The 16,673-nt window shown below is 74.0% G+C and carries 13 protein-coding genes; 3 read left to right on the top strand and 10 right to left on the bottom strand.

What is annotated here, in order from left to right:
- Positions 1 to 11: 11 nt before the first annotated feature.
- From ACFVIU_RS13400 to ACFVIU_RS13370, 7 genes are all read right to left on the bottom strand, one after another.
- Complete coding sequence (locus ACFVIU_RS13400; RefSeq protein ID WP_385842494.1) at positions 12 to 1,427, bottom strand: MFS transporter; 1,416 nt, start codon at positions 1,425 to 1,427, stop codon at positions 12 to 14.
- Between the two features lie 41 nt (positions 1,428 to 1,468).
- Positions 1,469 to 2,059 carry a GNAT family N-acetyltransferase gene (locus tag ACFVIU_RS13395; protein WP_385842787.1) on the bottom strand — a complete coding sequence of 197 codons (591 nt, stop codon included), beginning with the start codon at positions 2,057 to 2,059 and terminating at the stop codon, positions 1,469 to 1,471.
- Between the two features lie 13 nt (positions 2,060 to 2,072).
- A complete protein-coding gene (locus tag ACFVIU_RS13390) occupies positions 2,073 to 2,591 on the bottom strand; it encodes a metallophosphoesterase family protein (protein WP_385842493.1) in 519 nt (172 codons plus the stop codon).
- 9 nt (positions 2,592 to 2,600) lie between these two features.
- Positions 2,601 to 3,611 (bottom strand): SDR family oxidoreductase, encoded by a 1,011-nt coding sequence (locus ACFVIU_RS13385; RefSeq protein WP_385842492.1) that lies wholly within the window; start codon positions 3,609 to 3,611, stop codon positions 2,601 to 2,603.
- 72 nt (positions 3,612 to 3,683) lie between these two features.
- Positions 3,684 to 6,737 carry an FAD-binding and (Fe-S)-binding domain-containing protein gene (locus tag ACFVIU_RS13380; RefSeq protein WP_385842491.1) on the bottom strand — a complete coding sequence of 1,018 codons (3,054 nt, stop codon included), beginning with the start codon at positions 6,735 to 6,737 and terminating at the stop codon, positions 3,684 to 3,686.
- A gap of 147 nt (positions 6,738 to 6,884) precedes the next feature.
- Positions 6,885 to 7,067: a hypothetical protein gene (locus ACFVIU_RS13375; RefSeq protein WP_385842489.1), complete on the bottom strand. Its 183-nt coding sequence runs from the start codon at positions 7,065 to 7,067 to the stop codon at positions 6,885 to 6,887.
- Positions 7,068 to 7,266: 199 nt separating this feature from the next.
- Positions 7,267 to 7,653 carry a DUF6479 family protein gene (locus tag ACFVIU_RS13370; RefSeq protein WP_385842488.1) on the bottom strand — a complete coding sequence of 129 codons (387 nt, stop codon included), beginning with the start codon at positions 7,651 to 7,653 and terminating at the stop codon, positions 7,267 to 7,269.
- 97 nt (positions 7,654 to 7,750) lie between these two features.
- Between ACFVIU_RS13370 and ctaD the strand changes: the two genes are divergently transcribed.
- Both ctaD and ACFVIU_RS13360 read left to right on the top strand, forming a co-directional pair.
- Entirely contained in the window at positions 7,751 to 9,433 is a 1,683-nt protein-coding gene (gene ctaD, locus ACFVIU_RS13365; protein WP_385842487.1) for a cytochrome c oxidase subunit I, read from the top strand.
- Positions 9,430 to 9,813 (top strand): cytochrome c oxidase subunit 4, encoded by a 384-nt coding sequence (locus ACFVIU_RS13360; protein ID WP_385842486.1) that lies wholly within the window; start codon positions 9,430 to 9,432, stop codon positions 9,811 to 9,813. Before ctaD ends, ACFVIU_RS13360 begins: the two co-directional genes overlap by 4 nt.
- Here ACFVIU_RS13360 and ACFVIU_RS13355 read toward each other — a convergent pair.
- The 3 genes from ACFVIU_RS13355 to ACFVIU_RS13345 all read right to left on the bottom strand — a co-directional run bounded on the left by ACFVIU_RS13355 (position 9,749) and on the right by ACFVIU_RS13345 (position 14,172).
- Positions 9,749 to 11,266 carry a cytochrome bc complex cytochrome b subunit gene (locus tag ACFVIU_RS13355; RefSeq protein WP_385842485.1) on the bottom strand — a complete coding sequence of 506 codons (1,518 nt, stop codon included), beginning with the start codon at positions 11,264 to 11,266 and terminating at the stop codon, positions 9,749 to 9,751. The genes ACFVIU_RS13360 and ACFVIU_RS13355 overlap by 65 nt on opposite strands.
- Complete coding sequence (locus tag ACFVIU_RS13350; RefSeq protein WP_385842484.1) at positions 11,263 to 11,538, bottom strand: hypothetical protein; 276 nt, start codon at positions 11,536 to 11,538, stop codon at positions 11,263 to 11,265. The genes ACFVIU_RS13355 and ACFVIU_RS13350 overlap by 4 nt, the downstream gene beginning before the upstream one ends.
- Before the next feature lie 189 nt (positions 11,539 to 11,727).
- Entirely contained in the window at positions 11,728 to 14,172 is a 2,445-nt protein-coding gene (locus ACFVIU_RS13345) for a SpoIIE family protein phosphatase (RefSeq protein ID WP_385842483.1), read from the bottom strand.
- Between the two features lie 331 nt (positions 14,173 to 14,503).
- Here ACFVIU_RS13345 and ACFVIU_RS13340 point away from each other — a divergent pair, with 331 nt between their 5' ends.
- A complete protein-coding gene (locus ACFVIU_RS13340) occupies positions 14,504 to 16,594 on the top strand; it encodes a SpoIIE family protein phosphatase (protein WP_385842482.1) in 2,091 nt (696 codons plus the stop codon).
- The last annotated feature ends 79 nt before the right edge of the window (positions 16,595 to 16,673 follow it).

The raw sequence follows: 16,673 nt of genomic DNA, 5'->3' as shown, positions 1-16,673 counted from the left end.
CGGCCCTTGGCTCAGTGCCGGACCGACCCGGGCAGCAGCCGAGCGGCCGGCACCGCGGCGACCGCGTACAGGCACGCGGACCCCAGCGCCACCGCGTGGAACCCCCACAGGAACCGCCCCTCGGCCGTCGGCGCGCCCGCCATCGCCCCGGCCACCGCGATCCCGATCGCACCCCCGGTCTGCCGGGCGGTGTTGTTGACGGCCGACGCCAGCCCCGACCGTTCGCCGGGTACGGCGGCGATCGCGGCGGCGACCACCGCGGGCGTCAGCAGCCCGCAGCCGATCCCCCACAGCAGGAACGCGGCCAGCAGCAGCGGATAGCCGGTGCCGGCCGTGGCCCGGGTCAGCAGGGCGAGCCCGGCCGCGGCCACGAGCAGCCCGGCCACGGCCGGCAGCCGCGCCCCGATCCTGCTGGTGATCCGCCCGCCGAGCAGCGCGAACACGGCGAGCGGCAGGAACAGGGGGAGCACCGCGAGACCGGCCTGGAACGCCGACCGGTGCTGCACCGACTGAAGGAACAGGGTCAGCACGAACAGCGTGCCCAGCGTGCACAGGTTCATGATCCCCGCGGTGATGTTGGCCGCGCCGAACGCCGGGCGGCGCACCAGGGCCGGGGGGATCATCGCGGTGTCGCCGCGGCGCCGCTCGGCCACGACGAGGGCCGTCAGCGCGGCCAGGGCGACCACCACGGCCGCGAGCACCCGCGGTGCCGTGGCCCCCGGTCGGCCGCCCTCGATGAAGGCGTAGGTGGTGGACAGCAGGCCCAGGCCGCCGAGCACCAGGGCGGGCAGGTCGAGCGGCGGGGCCGCTTCGTCCCGGCTCTCCCGGACGACGGCGAGGGACCAGACCAGGGCGAGCAGCACGATCGGCACGTTGACCAGGAAGATCGCCCGCCAGCCCAGGCCGTCGGTGAGGGCGCCGCCGAGCAGCGGGCCGGCGGGCAGGGCGAGGCTGCCGATGCCCGCCCAGACACCGATCGCGCGGGCCCGTTCGGCGGAGTCGGGGAAGGCGCGGCCGATGATCGCCAGGGAGCCGGGCAGCAGCAGGGCGGCGCCGAGGCCCTGCACCACCCGGGCGGCGACCAGGACGGGCACCCCCGGGGCGAGGCCGCAGCCCAGCGATCCGGCACCGAACACGGCGAAGCCGGCCAGCACGACCCGCCGGTGGCCGTACCGGTCCCCGGCCGTGCCGCTGGTCAGCATCAGCGAGGCCAGGGTCAGCGCGTAGCCGTCGACCACCCACTGGAGTCCGCCGACGCCGGTGCCGAGCCCGGAGCCGATGGCGGGCAGGGCGACGTTGACGATCGTCACGTCGAGCAGCACCAGGAAGTAACCGGCGCACATGACGAGAAGGACCGTGGAGGGGGAACCGGCGCGGGTCGGGGGACGCACCGCGCGCCTCAGCAGGGTTGCCGCTGTGTGAGCCATGCCCCACGGGTACCACCCGGGACCGGCCATGCCCCTGTGCGTTACCAGGGATCTCCGGCCACGCGCCCGTGCAGGTGCTGGTCGTGCCAGCCGTCGGCGTGCAGCAGGGCGCTGCGCTGGGTGCCCTCGTAGCCGAACCCGGCCTTCTCGGCCACCCGGCAGGAGGCGGTGTTGGCCGTGGAGTGGCACAGGGTGAGCCGGTGCAGGCCCAGGTCGGTGAGGGCCCAGTGGCTGAGCCGCCGGGCGGCCGCGACGGCGAGGCCGCCGCCGCGTGCCTCGGGCAGCACCCAGTAGAAGACCTCGGCGGTGCCGCCGGCCAGGTCGACGTCGTTCAGCCCGGCGAGTCCGACGGCCGCGCCGCCGGACGGGGCGATGGCCCAGACCGCCCCGGTCTCGGCCTGCCGGCGCGCGTGGATCCGCTCGATGCGCGCCCGGGCCTCGGCTCGGCTGCTCACGGTGAAGAGGTTCCACCGGCTGATGTCCGGGTCCTGCCCGGCGGTGAGCAGGGCGTCCGCGTCGGCGTCGTCGAGGCTCCAGGGGCGCAGGCAGCGGCCGTCGGGCAACGCCAGCACGGGCTGGGCGCCGGCGGCGAGCCGGCCGGCGGGTACGACATCGGGTATGCCGGAGCTGATCGTCACCCGGTGATCATCGCATGGGGGCCGGTCGGCGCGGGGGCAGCCGGTGCAGGGTGACGTCCGCGAGGGTGCCGTCGGCGACGGTGGCCGTCAGATAGGTGCAGTGCGGCTGGCGGCGGCGGTCGGTCGGGGAGCCGGGGTTGAGCAGCCGCAGCCCGCCGGGGGCGGTGGTGTCCCAGGGGATGTGGCTGTGGCCGAAGACGAGGACGTCCAGGTCGGGGAAGCGGTCGGCGCAGCGGGCCTCCCGGCCCTGGGCGGGGCCGGTCTCGTGCACCACGCCGAAGCGCAGCCCGCCCAGTTCGGCGCGGGCCACCTCGGGCAGCCGGGCGCGCAGCTCGGGGCCGTCGTTGTTGCCGTACACGCCGACCAGTCGGCGGCTGCGGCTCTCCAGCAGGTCGAGCGTGGCGGTGTCGACCCAGTCCCCGGCGTGGAACACGACGTCCGCCCGCTCGAGCTCGGCGAGCAGCTGCTCGGGGAGCCGCTTGGCGCGTTTCGGCAGGTGGGTGTCGGACATCAGGAGCAGACGCACGGCGTCAGCCTAGGCGGACCGGGAGGTCAGGCGGCGGACCGTGGCGAGGGTGCCGAGGGCGGCGGCGCCCGCGCCGAGGGCCGTGGCGGCGGGGTGCCGGCTCAGGGTCTGCTGCCAGGACCGGGCGTGGGCGCTGTCGTCGAAGGCGCCGTGGGCGCCCTGGTCGTCGGCGGGGTCGCGGTCGACCGGGGCGAAGAGATTGTCCAGGCCGGAGGGCGGGATGCGGCCGGTCTGCTGGGAGTCGAAGCCGGTGCGGGCCAGATAGCGGTCGAGCAGGGCCGGGGCGAACCGGTTGGCCCAGATGGTGGCGACCGTGCTCGCGCCGACGTAGTACTGCTTGCGGCGCGGATGGTCGGCGGCGTACAGCACACCGCGCGCGGCGACCTCCGGCTGGTAGATCGGCGGCACCGGCATGGGGTGCCGGGACAGCCGGGAGCGCACCCAGTCGAACTGGGGGGTGTTGACGGCGGGCAGCTGGACGACGGTGACGTGCACCTTGCTGCCGCGGTGCAGGAGTTCGGTGCGCAGGGCGGAGGTGAAGCCGTTGATGGCGTGCTTGGCGCCGCAGTAGGCCGACTGGAGCGGGATGGACCGCTCGCCGAGCGCGGAGCCGACCTGCACGATCGTGCCCCGGTCGCGGGGCAGCATACGGGCGAGGGCGGAGCGGGTGCCGTTGACGAAGCCGAGGTAGGTGACCTCGGTGACCCGCCGGAACTCCTCGGCGCTGATCTCCTCGAACGGCGCGAACACGGTGCAGAACGCGCAGTTGACCCAGACGTCGATGGGCCCGAACTCCTGCTCGGCGGCCCGGGCGACGGCCTCGGTCTGCTCGGGGTCGGCCACGTCGGCGGGGTGCACCAGGGGCCGGCCGCCGAGGGCCGCGACCTCGTCGGCCGCCGCCCGCAGCCCGCCCTCGCCGCGCGCGACCAGCACGACGTTCGCCCCGCGGCGGGCGTACAGCCGGGCGGTGGCCCGGCCGACCCCGGCGCTGGCGCCGGTGATGACGACGGTGGTGGGCATGATCGGCTGCTCCTTCCGGTTGCTGCTGCTCACTGCTTCCTGCCTCCCGCTTCCGCCTCCCGCCGGCCGGTGTCAGCCGCGCCTGCCCCGCCGCCGGAGCGCGCGGACGGTGCCCGCTGTCAGGGCGGCGGCGGAGGCGGTCGTCGCGGCGGTGGTCGCCCAGCGGGCCGTACGGGACGGCTCGGGCGGGCGGTCGGCGAGGCGCTCGGGGTGGTCGCTGGGCAGGTTGCCGTCGAGTCCGAGCGCCAGCACCTCGGCGAGGTGCAGGGCGCGCCGGCCGGTGCCGCCCTGCTCGATCTGGGTGCGGCAGCTGAAGCCGTCGGCGAGGACCAGGCTGTCCGGGGCGGCCGCCCGCACGGACGGCAGGACGCCCAGTTCCGCGACGGCCATGGACACCTCGTGGTGGCCGCGTTCGAAGCCGAAGTTGCCGGCCAGGCCGCAGCAGCCCTCGTCGAGGACGTCGGCGTCGAGGTGGGCGCGGCGCATGAGTTCGCGGTCGGCGTCGAACTTGGTGACGGCGTGCTGGTGGCAGTGGGTCTGCACGGTGGCCTGCCGGGCGAGCTGCGGCGGCCGCCAGCCTTCGGGGGCGTGGTGGACGAGCTGTTCGGCGAAGGTGCGGACCTGTCCGGCCAGCCGCTGGACGTCCTGGTCGGCCGGGAGGAGTTCGGGGGCGTCGGCGCGGAACACCGCCGTACAGGACGGTTCCAGGCCGATGACCGGGGTGCCGGCCTCCAGGTAGGGGGCCAGGACGCCGAGGGTGCGGCGCAGCACCCGCTTGGCGGCGGGCAGTTGCCCGGTGGAGATCCAGGTCAGCCCGCAGCACACGGGCTCGGTGGGCACGGCGACCCGGAACCCGGCGTCCTCCAGCACGCGGACGGCGGACCGGGCGACGGCCGGGTGGAAGTAGGTGCTGAAGGTGTCGGGCCACAGCAGGACCGTGCGCGGGTCGGCCGGGTCGGGATCCTCGCCGCCGCGCTCCCGCCACCACTGCACGAAGGACCGCTCGGCGAAGACGGGTGCCGAGCGGGCGCCGTCCACGCCGGCCAGCCGTTTGCCCACGGCGGCGAGGCCGGGCGCGTGCAGCGCGGAGTTGACCAGGGCCGGGGCGGCCCGGGACAGCCGGGCCCACACCGGGAGCCAGCCCATCGCGTAGTGCGCCATGGGCCGGACCCGGCCGGCGTAGTGCTGGGAGAGGAACTCGGCCTTCAGGGTCGCCATGTCGACCCCGGTCGGGCAGTCCGACTTGCAGCCCTTGCAGGCCAGGCAGAGGTCGAGCGCGTCGCGTACGGCGGTGGAGCGCCAGCCGTCCTCGATCACGGAGTCGGCGTGGCCGCCGAGCATCTCGAACAGCAGCCGGGCCCGCCCGCGCGTGGAGTGCTCCTCCTCCCTGGTGGCCCGGTAGGAGGGGCACATCACGCCGCCGGAGTGGCCGCGGCAGTTGCCGATGCCGACGCAGCGCAGCACGGCCCGGCCGAAGGAGTGGTCGTCCTCGGGGAAGCCGAAGTGGGTCTCGGGGGTGGCGGGCCGCCAGGTGGGGCCGAGGCGCAGCTGTCCGTCGACGGGATTGGGGTGCACGATCTTGCCGGGGTTCATCCGGTTCCCGGGGTCGAAGAGCGCCTTCAGCTCGCCGAACGCGGTGACGAGCCGTTCGCCGAACATGCGGGTCAGCAGCTCGCCGCGGGACTGGCCGTCGCCGTGCTCGCCGGAGAGCGAGCCGTCGTAGGAGACGACCAGGTCGGCGGCGCGTTCCAGGAAGCGGCGGAACCGGGCGACGCCGTCGGCGGTGCGCAGCCCGAAGGGGATGCGGGTGTGCACACAGCCTTGCCCGAAGTGGCCGTACAGGGACGGGTGGTCGTAGTCGAACTCGGCGAACAGGCCCTTGAGGTCGCGCAGGTAGTCGCCGAGCCGCTCGGGCGGTACGGCGGAGTCCTCCCAGCCCTCCCAGGTCTCCCGGTCGTCGGGCGGGCGGGCGGTGACGCCGAGCCCGGCCTCGCGGGCCCTCAGCATCCGCTGCTCGCGCTCGGGGTCGTCGGAGAAGGCGACGGTGCTGTCCTTCTCGTCCCGGCCGACGGCCCGCAGCAGGGCGTGCGCCTGCTCGTCCACGTCCTCCTGGCTGTCGCCGCTGTACTGCACCATCAGCCAGCTGTCGCCCTCGGGCAGCACGGCGAGGGAGTCGAGATGGGCGCCCTCCTCCCGCATCAGCTGGGCCATCCGCCCGTCCAGCGCCTCCAGCTGGCTGGGCGAGCAGTGTTCCAGCAGCTGGGGTACGTCGTCGGCGGCGGCGCAGATGTCGTCGTAGCCGAGCACCAGCAGCGACTGGTACGGCGGCACGGGCACCAGGTCGAGTTCCGCGCGCAACACGGTGACCAGGGTGCCCTCGCTGCCGACGAGCGCCTTGGCCACGTCGAAGCCGTTCTCGGGCAGCAGCGAGTCGAGGTTGTAGCCGGAGACCCGGCGCGGGATCTTGGGGTAGCCGCGGCGGATGTCGGCGAGGTAGGCGCCGGCGATGCGGTCGAGCCCGGCGTAGATCTCGCCGAGCCGGCCGCCGCCGGCGATGATCCGGGCCCGTTCGTCGGGCGGGGTGGGGCCGACCCAGGCGCGCTGCCCGTCGTAGGTGAGGATCTCCAGCCGCCGGACGTTGTCGACGGTCTTGCCGTACGCCTGGGCGGAGGCGCCGCAGGAGTTGTTGCCGATCATGCCGCCCAGCGCGCAGTGGCTGTGGGTGGACGGTTTGGGCCCGAACTGGAGCTTGTGCCGGGCGAGTCGCCGGTTGAGTTCGTCCAGGACGATCCCGGGCTCCACGACACAGGTGCGCCGGTCGGGGTCGACGGAGATCAGTCCGGTGCAGTACTTGCTCCAGTCGATCACCACGGCGGTGTTGGTCGTCTGTCCGGCCAGGCTGGTGCCGCCGCCCCGGGACAGCACGGGGGCGTCGAAGCGTGCGCACACCGCCAGCGCCCGGGCGCCCGCCTCCACCGTGCGGGGGACGACGACGCCCAGCGGGGGCTGCCGGTAGTTGGAACCGTCCGTGGCGTAGGCGCCGCGGCTGCCCGCGTCGAACCGGATCTCGCCGTCCACCTCGGCCCGGAGGGCGGCCTCCAGGCCGGATGTGTCCGCAGCGGTCATCTGCGCTCCCTGTTCTCACCGTTCTCACCGATGTGCTGCCGGGCTGTGGGGTCCGGGGACCGGCGAGTACCCGGCAATTCCGCGGGCAAAGCCGAACCGACCGCCGCCGGCTGGTCACCGTGGGCGAGGACGGGCGGGCGCAGGGGTTCAGTCCTCGCCGCGCACGATGTTGTCCTCGGCTGCCGGGCCCTGCCGTCCGGTGCCGGCGCCGGTCACGACGGCGGGCAGGCAGGTGCGCACCGCCCCGTCCCGTCGGCGTCCGGTCTTCGTCCGGCCGGTCTCGGCGCGGGGGGCGGCTTTCTCACTGGTGTGCGCGGTCACGTCGGTCATCTTCCTTCTGCGTCCCCGCGCCCGGCGGAAGGCTCTCGTGTTGCCGCCGGGCCCTGGGGGGCGCGTGTGCGATGTGTTCGGCCGGGTCCCCGCGCCGGGGGTTTTCGAAACCTTGCCGGTCAGCAGTCAGCGGGCAGGTGCGGTGCCGGTCAGCGTCAGGTGCGGTGCCGGTCAGCGTCAGGTGCGGTGCCGGTCAGCGTCAGGTGCGGCCGCCGCCCCCGCCACCGAAGGACCCGCTGGACCCGGGCGACCAGCGCGCCCTGCGCTGGTCGTCGGCGCGGCGGCTGCGGATGTTGCCGAGCTGGTGGGGCGTCAGACGCTCACTCTCGTCCGCCGCCCGCGGCACCTCGTGCGGCTCGCGCATCTCGCTGACCTCGTGGACCGGCCCGGTCGGCGGCAGCACGGGCTGCTCCTCGGGCCGTGGCGGCGCCGGTTCGCGCTCGCGCACCTTGAAGCCGAGACGGAAGGCCCAGAGGAGTCCGGCGGCACAGGCGACCCCGGCGACCAGGATGAGGACGTATCCGAAGACCTGCGCACCGGCGGCTGCTTCGGACCTGACGTGGCTGGCGTACATGGCGATGTCCATGCGCCCCGGGTACCCACCCGGGCCGCGCGTACGACCGGGGGTGTGCAGGGCGTGGCGCTGCCGGGGCCAGGGCCGGCCGCGAGTAGCGTCACCAGAGATGACCGAAACGCCCGATGTGCCGGAAACCCATGAGATCGTCGTCCGCTACCTGGCCCCCGCCCCGCGGCCCGGCCGGACCCTGCTGCGCTGGCTCGCCACCACGGACCACAAGGTGATCGGCCGGCTGTACATGGTGACGTCGTTCTGCTTCTTCCTGTTCGCCGGGCTGCTGGCACTCGGGATGCGCGCCGAACTGGCACGGCCGGGGCTCCAGTTCCTGAGCCTGCACGGCTACGACCAGTTCTTCACGATCCACGGCACGATCATGATGCTGCTGTTCGCGACCCCGATGTTCGCCGGGTTCGCCAACGCCGTCATGCCGCTCCAGATCGGTGCGCCGGACCTGGCGCTGCCCCGGCTGAACGCGCTGTCGTACTGGATGTACCTGTTCGGGGCGCTGATGGTGGTGTCCGGTTTTCTGGTGCCGGGCGGGGCCGCCGCGTTCGGCTGGTTCGCCTACGCGCCGCTGAACAGCGCCTACTTCTCGCCCGGCGCGGGCGGCGACCTGTGGGCGATGGGCCTGGTGGTCACCGGTGTGTCGACGACCCTGACCGCGGTCAACTTCATCACCACGATCGTGGCCCTGCGCGCCCCGGGGCTGACCATGTTCCGGATGCCGATCTTCACCTGGAACGTGCTGTTCACCTCGATCCTGATCCTGCCCGCGTTCCCGGTGCTGACGGCCGCGCTGCTGGCGCTGGAGGCGGACCGGAAGTTCGGGGCGCATGTGTTCGACGCGGCGAACGGGGGCGCGCTGCTGTGGCAGCACCTGTTCTGGTTCTTCGGGCATCCGGAGGTCTACATCGTGGCGCTGCCGTTCTTCGGGATCATCTCGGAGATCGTCCCGGTGTTCTCCCGCAAGCCGCTGTTCGGCTATCTGCCGATGATCGGCGCGACCATCGCGATCACGATGCTGTCGGCGGTGGTGTGGGCGCACCACATGTTCGCCACGGGCGCGGTGCTGCTGCCGTTCTTCTCCGTGATGTCGTTCCTGATCGCGGTGCCCACCGGCATCAAGTTCTTCGCCTGGATCGGGACGATGGTGAACGGGTCGGTGTCGTTCGAGACACCGATGCTGTGGGCGATGGGCTTCCTGATGTCCTTCCTGCTCGGCGGGTTGAGCGGGGTGCTGATCGCCTCCCCGCCGCTGGACTTCCATCTCACCGACACCTACTTCATCGTGGCGCACCTGCACTATGTGCTGTTCGGCACCGTGGTGTTCGCGATGTTCGCGGGGTTCTACTTCTGGTGGCCGAAGTTCACCGGGAAGATGCTGGACGAGCGGCTCGGCAAGGTGCACTTCTGGCTGCTGTTCCCGGCGTTCCAGCTCACCTTCCTGGTGCAGCACTGGCTGGGCGAGGCGGGGATGCCGCGCCGGTACGCCGACTATCTCCCGTCGGACGGGTTCACGCTGCTCAACACCCTGTCGTCGGCGGGCGCGTTCCTGCTGGGCGTGTCCACCCTGCCGTTCCTGTACAACGTCTGGCGCACCGCGGCCAGGGGCGAGCGGGTCGGCGCCGACGACCCCTGGGGCTGGGGCCGGGGCCTGGAGTGGGCCACCTCCTGTCCGCCGCCCCGGCACAACTTCACGGCGCTGCCCCGGATCCGCTCCGAGTCGCCCGCGTTCGACCTGCACCATCCGGAGGTCGACAGTCCGGCCGGGGAGGAGCTGGCACGATGAAGGCCGAGTCGATGCTGTTCGGCGGGGTCGCGCTGTTCTTCGGCGGGTCGGCCGCGCTGTACGGGGTGTGGTCGGGCGACGAGACCGGCACCGTGGCGCTGGTCGTCGCGTGTGGGATGGCGGGGCTGGTGTCGTTCTTCTGCCTGATCCAGTTCCGGCGGCGGGGCTCCCGCGCGCAGGACCGGACGGAGGCGGAGGTCGCGGACGCCGCTGGGCCGGTGGCGTTCTTCCCGGACGAGAGTGTGTGGCCGGTGGTCACCGCGCTGGGATTCGCGGTGACGGCGACCGGTGTGGTCTACGGGCTGTGGCTGTTCCTCATCGGGCTGGGCGTTCTGGCTCGCGGGGTGTACGGGATGGTGTTCCAGTACGCGCACCGGTGAGCGGCCTGCGCGGGGCGCCGGGCCGGAACGACCCGACGGGCTCGTGGTCGCTGTCGTAGCCGCCGGAGACGCTCTGTGTGACCTCCCCGGTGGGCACGCCCTCCTCGAGCCGCTCGCGCTCGGCCTCGGTGAGGGCCCGGCACAGCCAGCGGGTCACCGTGAAGGCCAGCAGGGGCGCCACGACCAGGGCGATGCGCAGCACCCAGGTGAGGGCGTTCACGGAGATGTGGAAGGTCTGGGCGATCACGTCGTTTCCGCCGGCCAGCAGCAGGACGACGTAGAACACCGTGCCGGCCACGCCGAGCCCGGTGCGTACGGGGCGTTCGCGGGGCCGGTCGCACAGGTGCTGTTCGCGCTGCCGCTCCCCCGTCAGGCGCTGCTCCACGAAGGGATAGGCGTACAGGACCGCGAAGAGCAGGCCGGGCAGCACGACTGCCGGGAGCAGCACGTTCCACATGAAGGTGTGCCCGGCGACCGTGGTCTCCCACGGCGGTACGAGGCGCAGCGCGCCCTCCAGGAAGCCGACGTACCAGTCGGGCTGGGAGTCGGTGGAGGCCTGGTCGGGGCGGTAGGGGCCGTAGACCCAGACGGGGTTGATCTGCGCCAGGCCGGCGAGCAGCACCAGGACGCCGGAGACGGTGAGGGCCAGGCCGGTGGAGGACGCCGCGAACTGCGGGACCAGGGGCTTGCCGACGGAGTTGCGGTTGGTGTGCCCGGGGCCGCGCCAGTGGGTGTGTTTCAGGTAGAACACCAGGATCAGGTGCACGGTGACCAGGCCGATCAGTACGCCGGGCAGCAGCAGGATGTGCACGGGGTAGAGCCGGGTGATGATGTCGTGGCCCGGGTACTGGCCGCCGAAGACGAAGAACGCGACGTAGGTGCCGACCACCGGGAGCGAGGCCATGATCCCCTGGGCGATGCGCAGGCCGGTCCCGGAGAGCAGGTCGTCGGGGAGCGAGTAGCCGGCGAACCCCTCGGCGAGCGAGACGACGAACAGGGTGAGCCCGATGACCCAGTTCGCCTCGCGGGGCCTGCGGAAGGCGCCGGTGAAGAAGATCCGCAGCATATGGGTGCCGATGGCGGCGACGAAGACCAGCGCGGCCCAGTGGTGGGTCTGCCGCATCAGCAGTCCGCCGCGGACGTCGAAGCTGATCCGGAGGGTGGAGTCGAAGGCCTCCGACATCCGGACCCCGCGCAGGGGCGTGTACGGGCCCGCGTAGACGACCTCGCGCATCTCCGGCTTGAAGAACAGCGTCAGCCAGACCCCGGTGACGATGAGCACCAGCAGGCTGTACAGGGCGATCTCGCCGAGCAGGAAGGACCAGTGCTCGGGAAACGCCTTGCGCAGCAGCGAGCCGCCCTCGGTGAGCGGCAGTCTGGCGTCGACGGCGTCGGCGAACCGTTCGGCGCGGCGGGTGGTGCGGCGGGCGGCGCGGCGGGCGGCGCCCCTCACCGCTCCTCCGGGGCCGCCGCCGCCCGCTCCACCTCCGCCTCGATCTCGGCGCGCGGCCGGCCCGTCTGCTTGGCGTACTCACTCACCGCGCTCTGCACGTCCCGGGCCAGGTCCCGCCAGGCCCGCAGGGCGGTCTCGTAGGTGCCCGACTGGGCACCGGTCATCCCCCGCTCGGCGGGTGGGCCATAGGTGCTGCGCAGCTCCTCGACGGTGGCGTGTGCCGCCTCGGCCGCGCGCTGCTTCTGCACCAGTTCCTCGAAGGTGTGTGCCACACCACTCGACCCTAGGCACGCGGACCGGATTGCGCCTGTCCAACGGCCCGGGAAGCACCCGTGTGGCGGCCGCGGGCCCGTGCTGACCGTCCAGGACGAGCCCGTCCGGGACGAACGCCAAGCACCTGTGTGGCCGGGGGCAGAAGCACACGCCGGCCATCCCGGACGAGCCGCCGGCCGGGGGGTGTCTCACGGGTCGGGGGTGAGTTCTGCCCAGACCTGTTTGCCGCCGCTGACCGGGACCGTTCCCCAGGCCGCCGAAACCGCTTCGACCAGCAGGATGCCCCGGCCGCCGGTGGCTTCCCAGCCGATGTCGGTGGGCTTGACCGGGCTGCGCGGTGAGGTGTCGGCGACGGCGAGCCGCAGCCGGTGGTTGACCAGGCTGAGGTCGAGCCGGACCGGGCCGTCGGTGTGCACCAGCGCGTTGGTGACGAGTTCGGAGACGATCAGCAGGGCCGCGTCCATCGTGTCCGGCGAGACGTTCCAGGTGCGCAGGGTGCGCCGGGTGAAGCGGCGGGCGTGCCGGGCGGCCTCCGGCACCCGCCACACCGTCCAGCTCTCCCGCAGCGGGCAGACGGCCAGGCCGTCGTACCGCATCAGCAGCAGGGCGACGTCGTCGCCGCGGTGCGCGCCCGCGAGCAGGGTGTCGGCGACCTGGCCGAGGTGGGCGGGGTCGGCGGCGGCGAGGTCGTGGGCGAGCCGGTCCATGCCGGTGTCGAGGTCGGTCTCGGGGGACTCCACCAGCCCGTCGGTGGTCAGCGCGAGCAGCGTGCCGGGGGTGAGCCGCAGCGGGGTCATCGGGAACTCGGCCCGGTCCAGCACCCCGAGTGGCGGCCCGCCCTCGGACCCCACGGTCTCGGTGCCGCCGTCCGGATGGCGCAGCAGCGGCGGCAGGTGGCCGGCCCGCACGATCCACGCGGTGCCCTGCTCCATGTCGACGTCGACGTAGGCGCAGGTGGCGAAGAGGTCGGTCTCCATCTCCAGCAGCAGCCGGTTGGCGTGGGCGACGACCACGTCGGGGGCGTGGCCCTCGGTGGCGTAGGCGCGCAGCGCGGTGCGCATCTGGCCCATCAGGGTGGCGGCGCCCGCGTTGTGGCCCTGGACGTCGCCGATGACCAGGGCCACGTGGTTGTCGGCGAGCGGGATCACGTCGTACCAGTCGCCGCCGACCTCCAGCCCCGCGGTGGTGGGCAGGTAGCGGGCCACGGCGACCGCGCCGGGCAGCCGGGGCAGCCGGCGCGGCAGCAGGGTGCGCTGGAGCATGCCGACGAGCTCGTGCTCGGCGTCGAAGGCGTGGGCGCGCAGCAGGGCCTGTCCGGTCAGACTGGCGCAGGCGGTGAGCAGGGCCCGTTCGTCGGCGCCGAACTCGTGCGGGTCGTCCCAGCCGATCAGGCAGGCGCCGGCCATCCGGCCGCCGGCGGGCAGCGGCAGCACGGCGAGGCCGCCGGGGCCCACCTCGGCGAGCGCGGGTTCGAGCGGGCTGCCGGCGGGCCAGATGCGGGCGCGGCCCTGGCGCAGGGCGGCGGCGAGGGTGGGCATGGCGCGCACGGGCGCGTCGGGCCACTCGGTGCGCCACTCGCTGCGCCACACCTCGGGCCAGGACTCGGGTTCGGGCGGGTCGAGGACGGTGACGACGAGCCGGTCGTTCTCCAGTTCGGCGAGCGCGATCCGGTCGGCCTGGAGCGGTCGGCGCAGGGCGGCGACGACGGCCTTGCCGACGTCCTTGACGGTGCCGGCGGTGGCCAGGGCGGCGGCCAGCCGCTGCACCCGGGCCACGTCGGTGACGTCGGACCGCAGGGTGGAGGCGTCGGCGACGGTGCCGACGAGCCGGGCGGGGCGGCCCTCCCCGGCGGGCAGCAGCCGGCCGCGCAGCCTCAGCCACCTGGGGGACCCGGAGGCCTGGCGGACGCGGAACTCCAGTTCCCGGTCGCCGATGGTCATGTGGTCGGCCTCGACGACGGACATCAGGGCGGGCAGGTCCTCCGGCACGGTGAGGGCGAGCAGTGTCTCCACCCGGCCGTCGAAGGCGTCCCGGCCGATGCCGAACAGCCGCAGCAGGGCGTCGCCGACGTCGATCCGCCCGGTGTCCATGGACAGGCTGAAGGCGTCGGCGGTCAGCTCGCCGTTGTCGGTGACGGCCGCCGCGGCGGGTACGGCGACCGCGTGGGCGATCCGGCGCAGACAGGCCCGGTCGTCGGTGCCGAAGCCGCCGGGCTGCTCGCTCACCGCCAGCAGGCAGCCGCCGTCGCGGCCGCCGAGCGGCAGGGCGGCCACCGAGAAGTCCCGGGCGGGGGTGCGGCGCGCCTCGGGGCAGTCGGCCAGCTCCGCCGGGCCGAGCCACAGCGGGCGCCCGGTGCGGTGCGCCTGGGCGGCCGGGGAGCCGCCGGTGACCGGATAGCCGTCCTTGAGCCCGTACAGGGTGCGGGGCAGCCCCGCCGACTCGGCCAGCCACAGCACCGCGGGATCGCCGCCCGGCGCGTACACCCCGGCGAACGCCGCCCCGGCGAACACCAGCGCCTGTTCCAGGACACGGCGCAGGCGGTCGGGTGCCCCGGGGTCCGCGGCGAGTGTCTCCAGGGCGATTTCGGCGCGCTCGGCTCTGGTTCCGTGTACCGCGGCGCCCTCACTGACCACGCCGCCATTACAGCGCTTATACGACCGCCGCGCAGCCCCTGTGCCGTTCCCCCATGGGACCCGGTCGGCGCTTTCGCGGCGGCGGCCCGTGGACCTCGATCGAAACCAAGGTGCGCGAGGGCGCACATGCGGTGTCCGTACGCCGCCCCGCGCTTCGCCTGCCCACGCATGGGCCGGGGTGGACGGGGTATATGGATCGCCCCCCGAGGCCTTGTGAGCGCAGGTCGGGTGGCGTGGCGGGGCACGGACGGAGCGCTCGCCGTGCGCCGGGCGCGCCCGCGAGGGAGCCTGGAGCGCGGGGCGCCGCGCGCCGTACGAGGAGGTGGTCGGCGTGTCCGACGGGCCGGGGCCGAGACAGGCGCCCGCGGCCGGCCAGCTGCCGACCGGCCGGCCGGTGCTGTCGCTCGCGCTGGTCTCCCTGCTGGAGGAGGTGCACGCGCACTCCGGCGCCGTCTATCTGCTCCGGCCGGACGAGCCGGTGCTGGAGATGGCGGTGAAGGCGGGCATGCCCAGGGCCTTCACGGCGCCCTGGGAGCGGGTGGGGCTGAGCGCGCCGATCCCGGTCGCGGAGGCGGTACGCGAGCGGCGGCTGGTCTGGGTGAGCGGCGAGGAGGAGATGGCCCGCCGCTTTCCGCGGATCGCGGTGGTGCTGCCGTACCCGTTCGCGCTGGCCGCCGCGCCCGTGGCGACCGCGCGGAAGGTGTACGGCGCGCTGTTCGTGACCTGGCCCGGCGCGCATCCGCCGGAGCTGTCCGAGGGCGAGCGCAGGCATCTGACGGCGGCCTGCGAGCGGCTGGCGCTGCGGCTGGAGCGGGCCGCCGCGGAGAACCGGCCGATCACCCACGAGGCCGATGTGCTCGCGGCGCCCGTGCCGGGCATGGGGAACACGCTGGGCTCGGTGGAGGCGGCGCGGATGGTGGCCCGGCTGCCGTACGGGCTGGTGTCGCTGGATCTGCACGGCCGGATCGGCTTCGTCAACCAGGCCGCCGCCGAGCTGCTGGGGAAACCGCCGGACCACCTGCTCGGCACGCTGCCGTGGGTGTCGGTGCCCTGGCTGAACGACCCGATGTACGAGGACCGCTACCGGGCGGCGCTGATCAGTCAGCAGGTCACCTCGTTCGTGGCGCTGCGTCCGCCGGGCGAGTGGCTGTCGTTCCGGCTGTATCCGAACACGACCGGGCTGAGCGTGCGGATCAGCCGGGCCCGGGCGGTGGCCGAGATGGCGCGCGCCGCCCCGCCGACGGGGTCGGGGCCGTCCCGTCTGGTGACGATCTCGCAGGTGCTGAGTCTGGCGGGCGCGCTGACCGAGGCGGTGGGGGTGCAGGACGTGATCCAGCTGGTCTGGGACGAGGTGGCTCCGGCGGTCGGCAGTCAGGCGCTGGTGGTGCTCGGCACCGAGGGCGGCCGGCTGCACGTGCTGGGACACCGGGGGTACGGCGACCCGCACATCGTGGAGCGGTTCGACGGGCTGCCGCTGTCCGAGCGGACCCCGGGCACCCAGGCGCTGAACAGCGGCGTACCCGGGTTCTTCGACTCGCGGGAGCAGCTGGAGCGGCTGTACCCGAACCGGGGCGAGACCCCGGACGGCTTCGCGGCCTGGGCCTATCTGCCGCTGATCGCGTCCGGGCGGCCGGTGGGCACCTGTGTGCTGGCCTACGCCGAACCGCATGTCTTCCCCGCCGACGAGCGGGCGGTGCTGACCTCGCTCGGCGGGCTGATCGCCCAGGCCCTGGAGCGGGCCCAGCTGTACGACGCCAAGCACCGGCTCGCCCACGGGCTGCAACAGGCGCTGCTGCCGCACACGCTGGTGCCGCCGCCGGGCATCGAGGCCGCCGCCCGCTATCTGCCGGCCATGCACGGGATGGACATCGGCGGGGACTTCTACGACCTGGTGCCGACCGGGCCGTTCTCGGCGGCGGCGATCGGGGACGTGCAGGGCCACAATGTGCGGGCGGCGGCGCTGATGGGGCAGATCCGTACCGGGGTCCGCGCGTACACCACGGTCGGGCAGGCGCCGCACGAGGTGATGAGCAGCACCAACCGGCTGCTGATCGACCTCGGCGCGGAGCTGTTCGCCAGCTGTCTGTATCTGCGGCTGGACCCGGCGCGGGGGCGGGCCGTGATGGCGCGGGCGGGGCATCCGCCGCCGCTGCTGCGACGGCCCGACGGGCGGGTGCGGGTGCTGGACCTGGCCGGCGGTCCCCTGCTGGGCATCGACGCGGAAGCCGTCTATCCGACGACCGAGGTGTCCCTCGCGCCCGGTTCGGTGCTCGTCCTCTACACGGACGGGCTGGTGGAGTCCCCGGGGGCCGACATCGAGGACGCCCTGGTGGAGCTGGGCGGGCTGCTCGCGGAGGCCGGCGACCAGCCGTTGGAGAGCCTCGCGGACGCGGTGATCCGGCACAGCGCGGGCCCGTGCTGACCGTCCAGGACGAGCCCGTCCGGGACGAACGCCAAGCACCTGTGTGGCCGGGGGCAGAAGCACACGCCGGCCATCCCGG

The organism is Streptomyces sp. NPDC127190 (assembly GCF_042672505.1).
In the GTDB taxonomy this organism is placed as follows: domain Bacteria; phylum Actinomycetota; class Actinomycetes; order Streptomycetales; family Streptomycetaceae; genus Streptomyces.
This window is presented reverse-complemented; position numbering and strand designations above follow the sequence as displayed.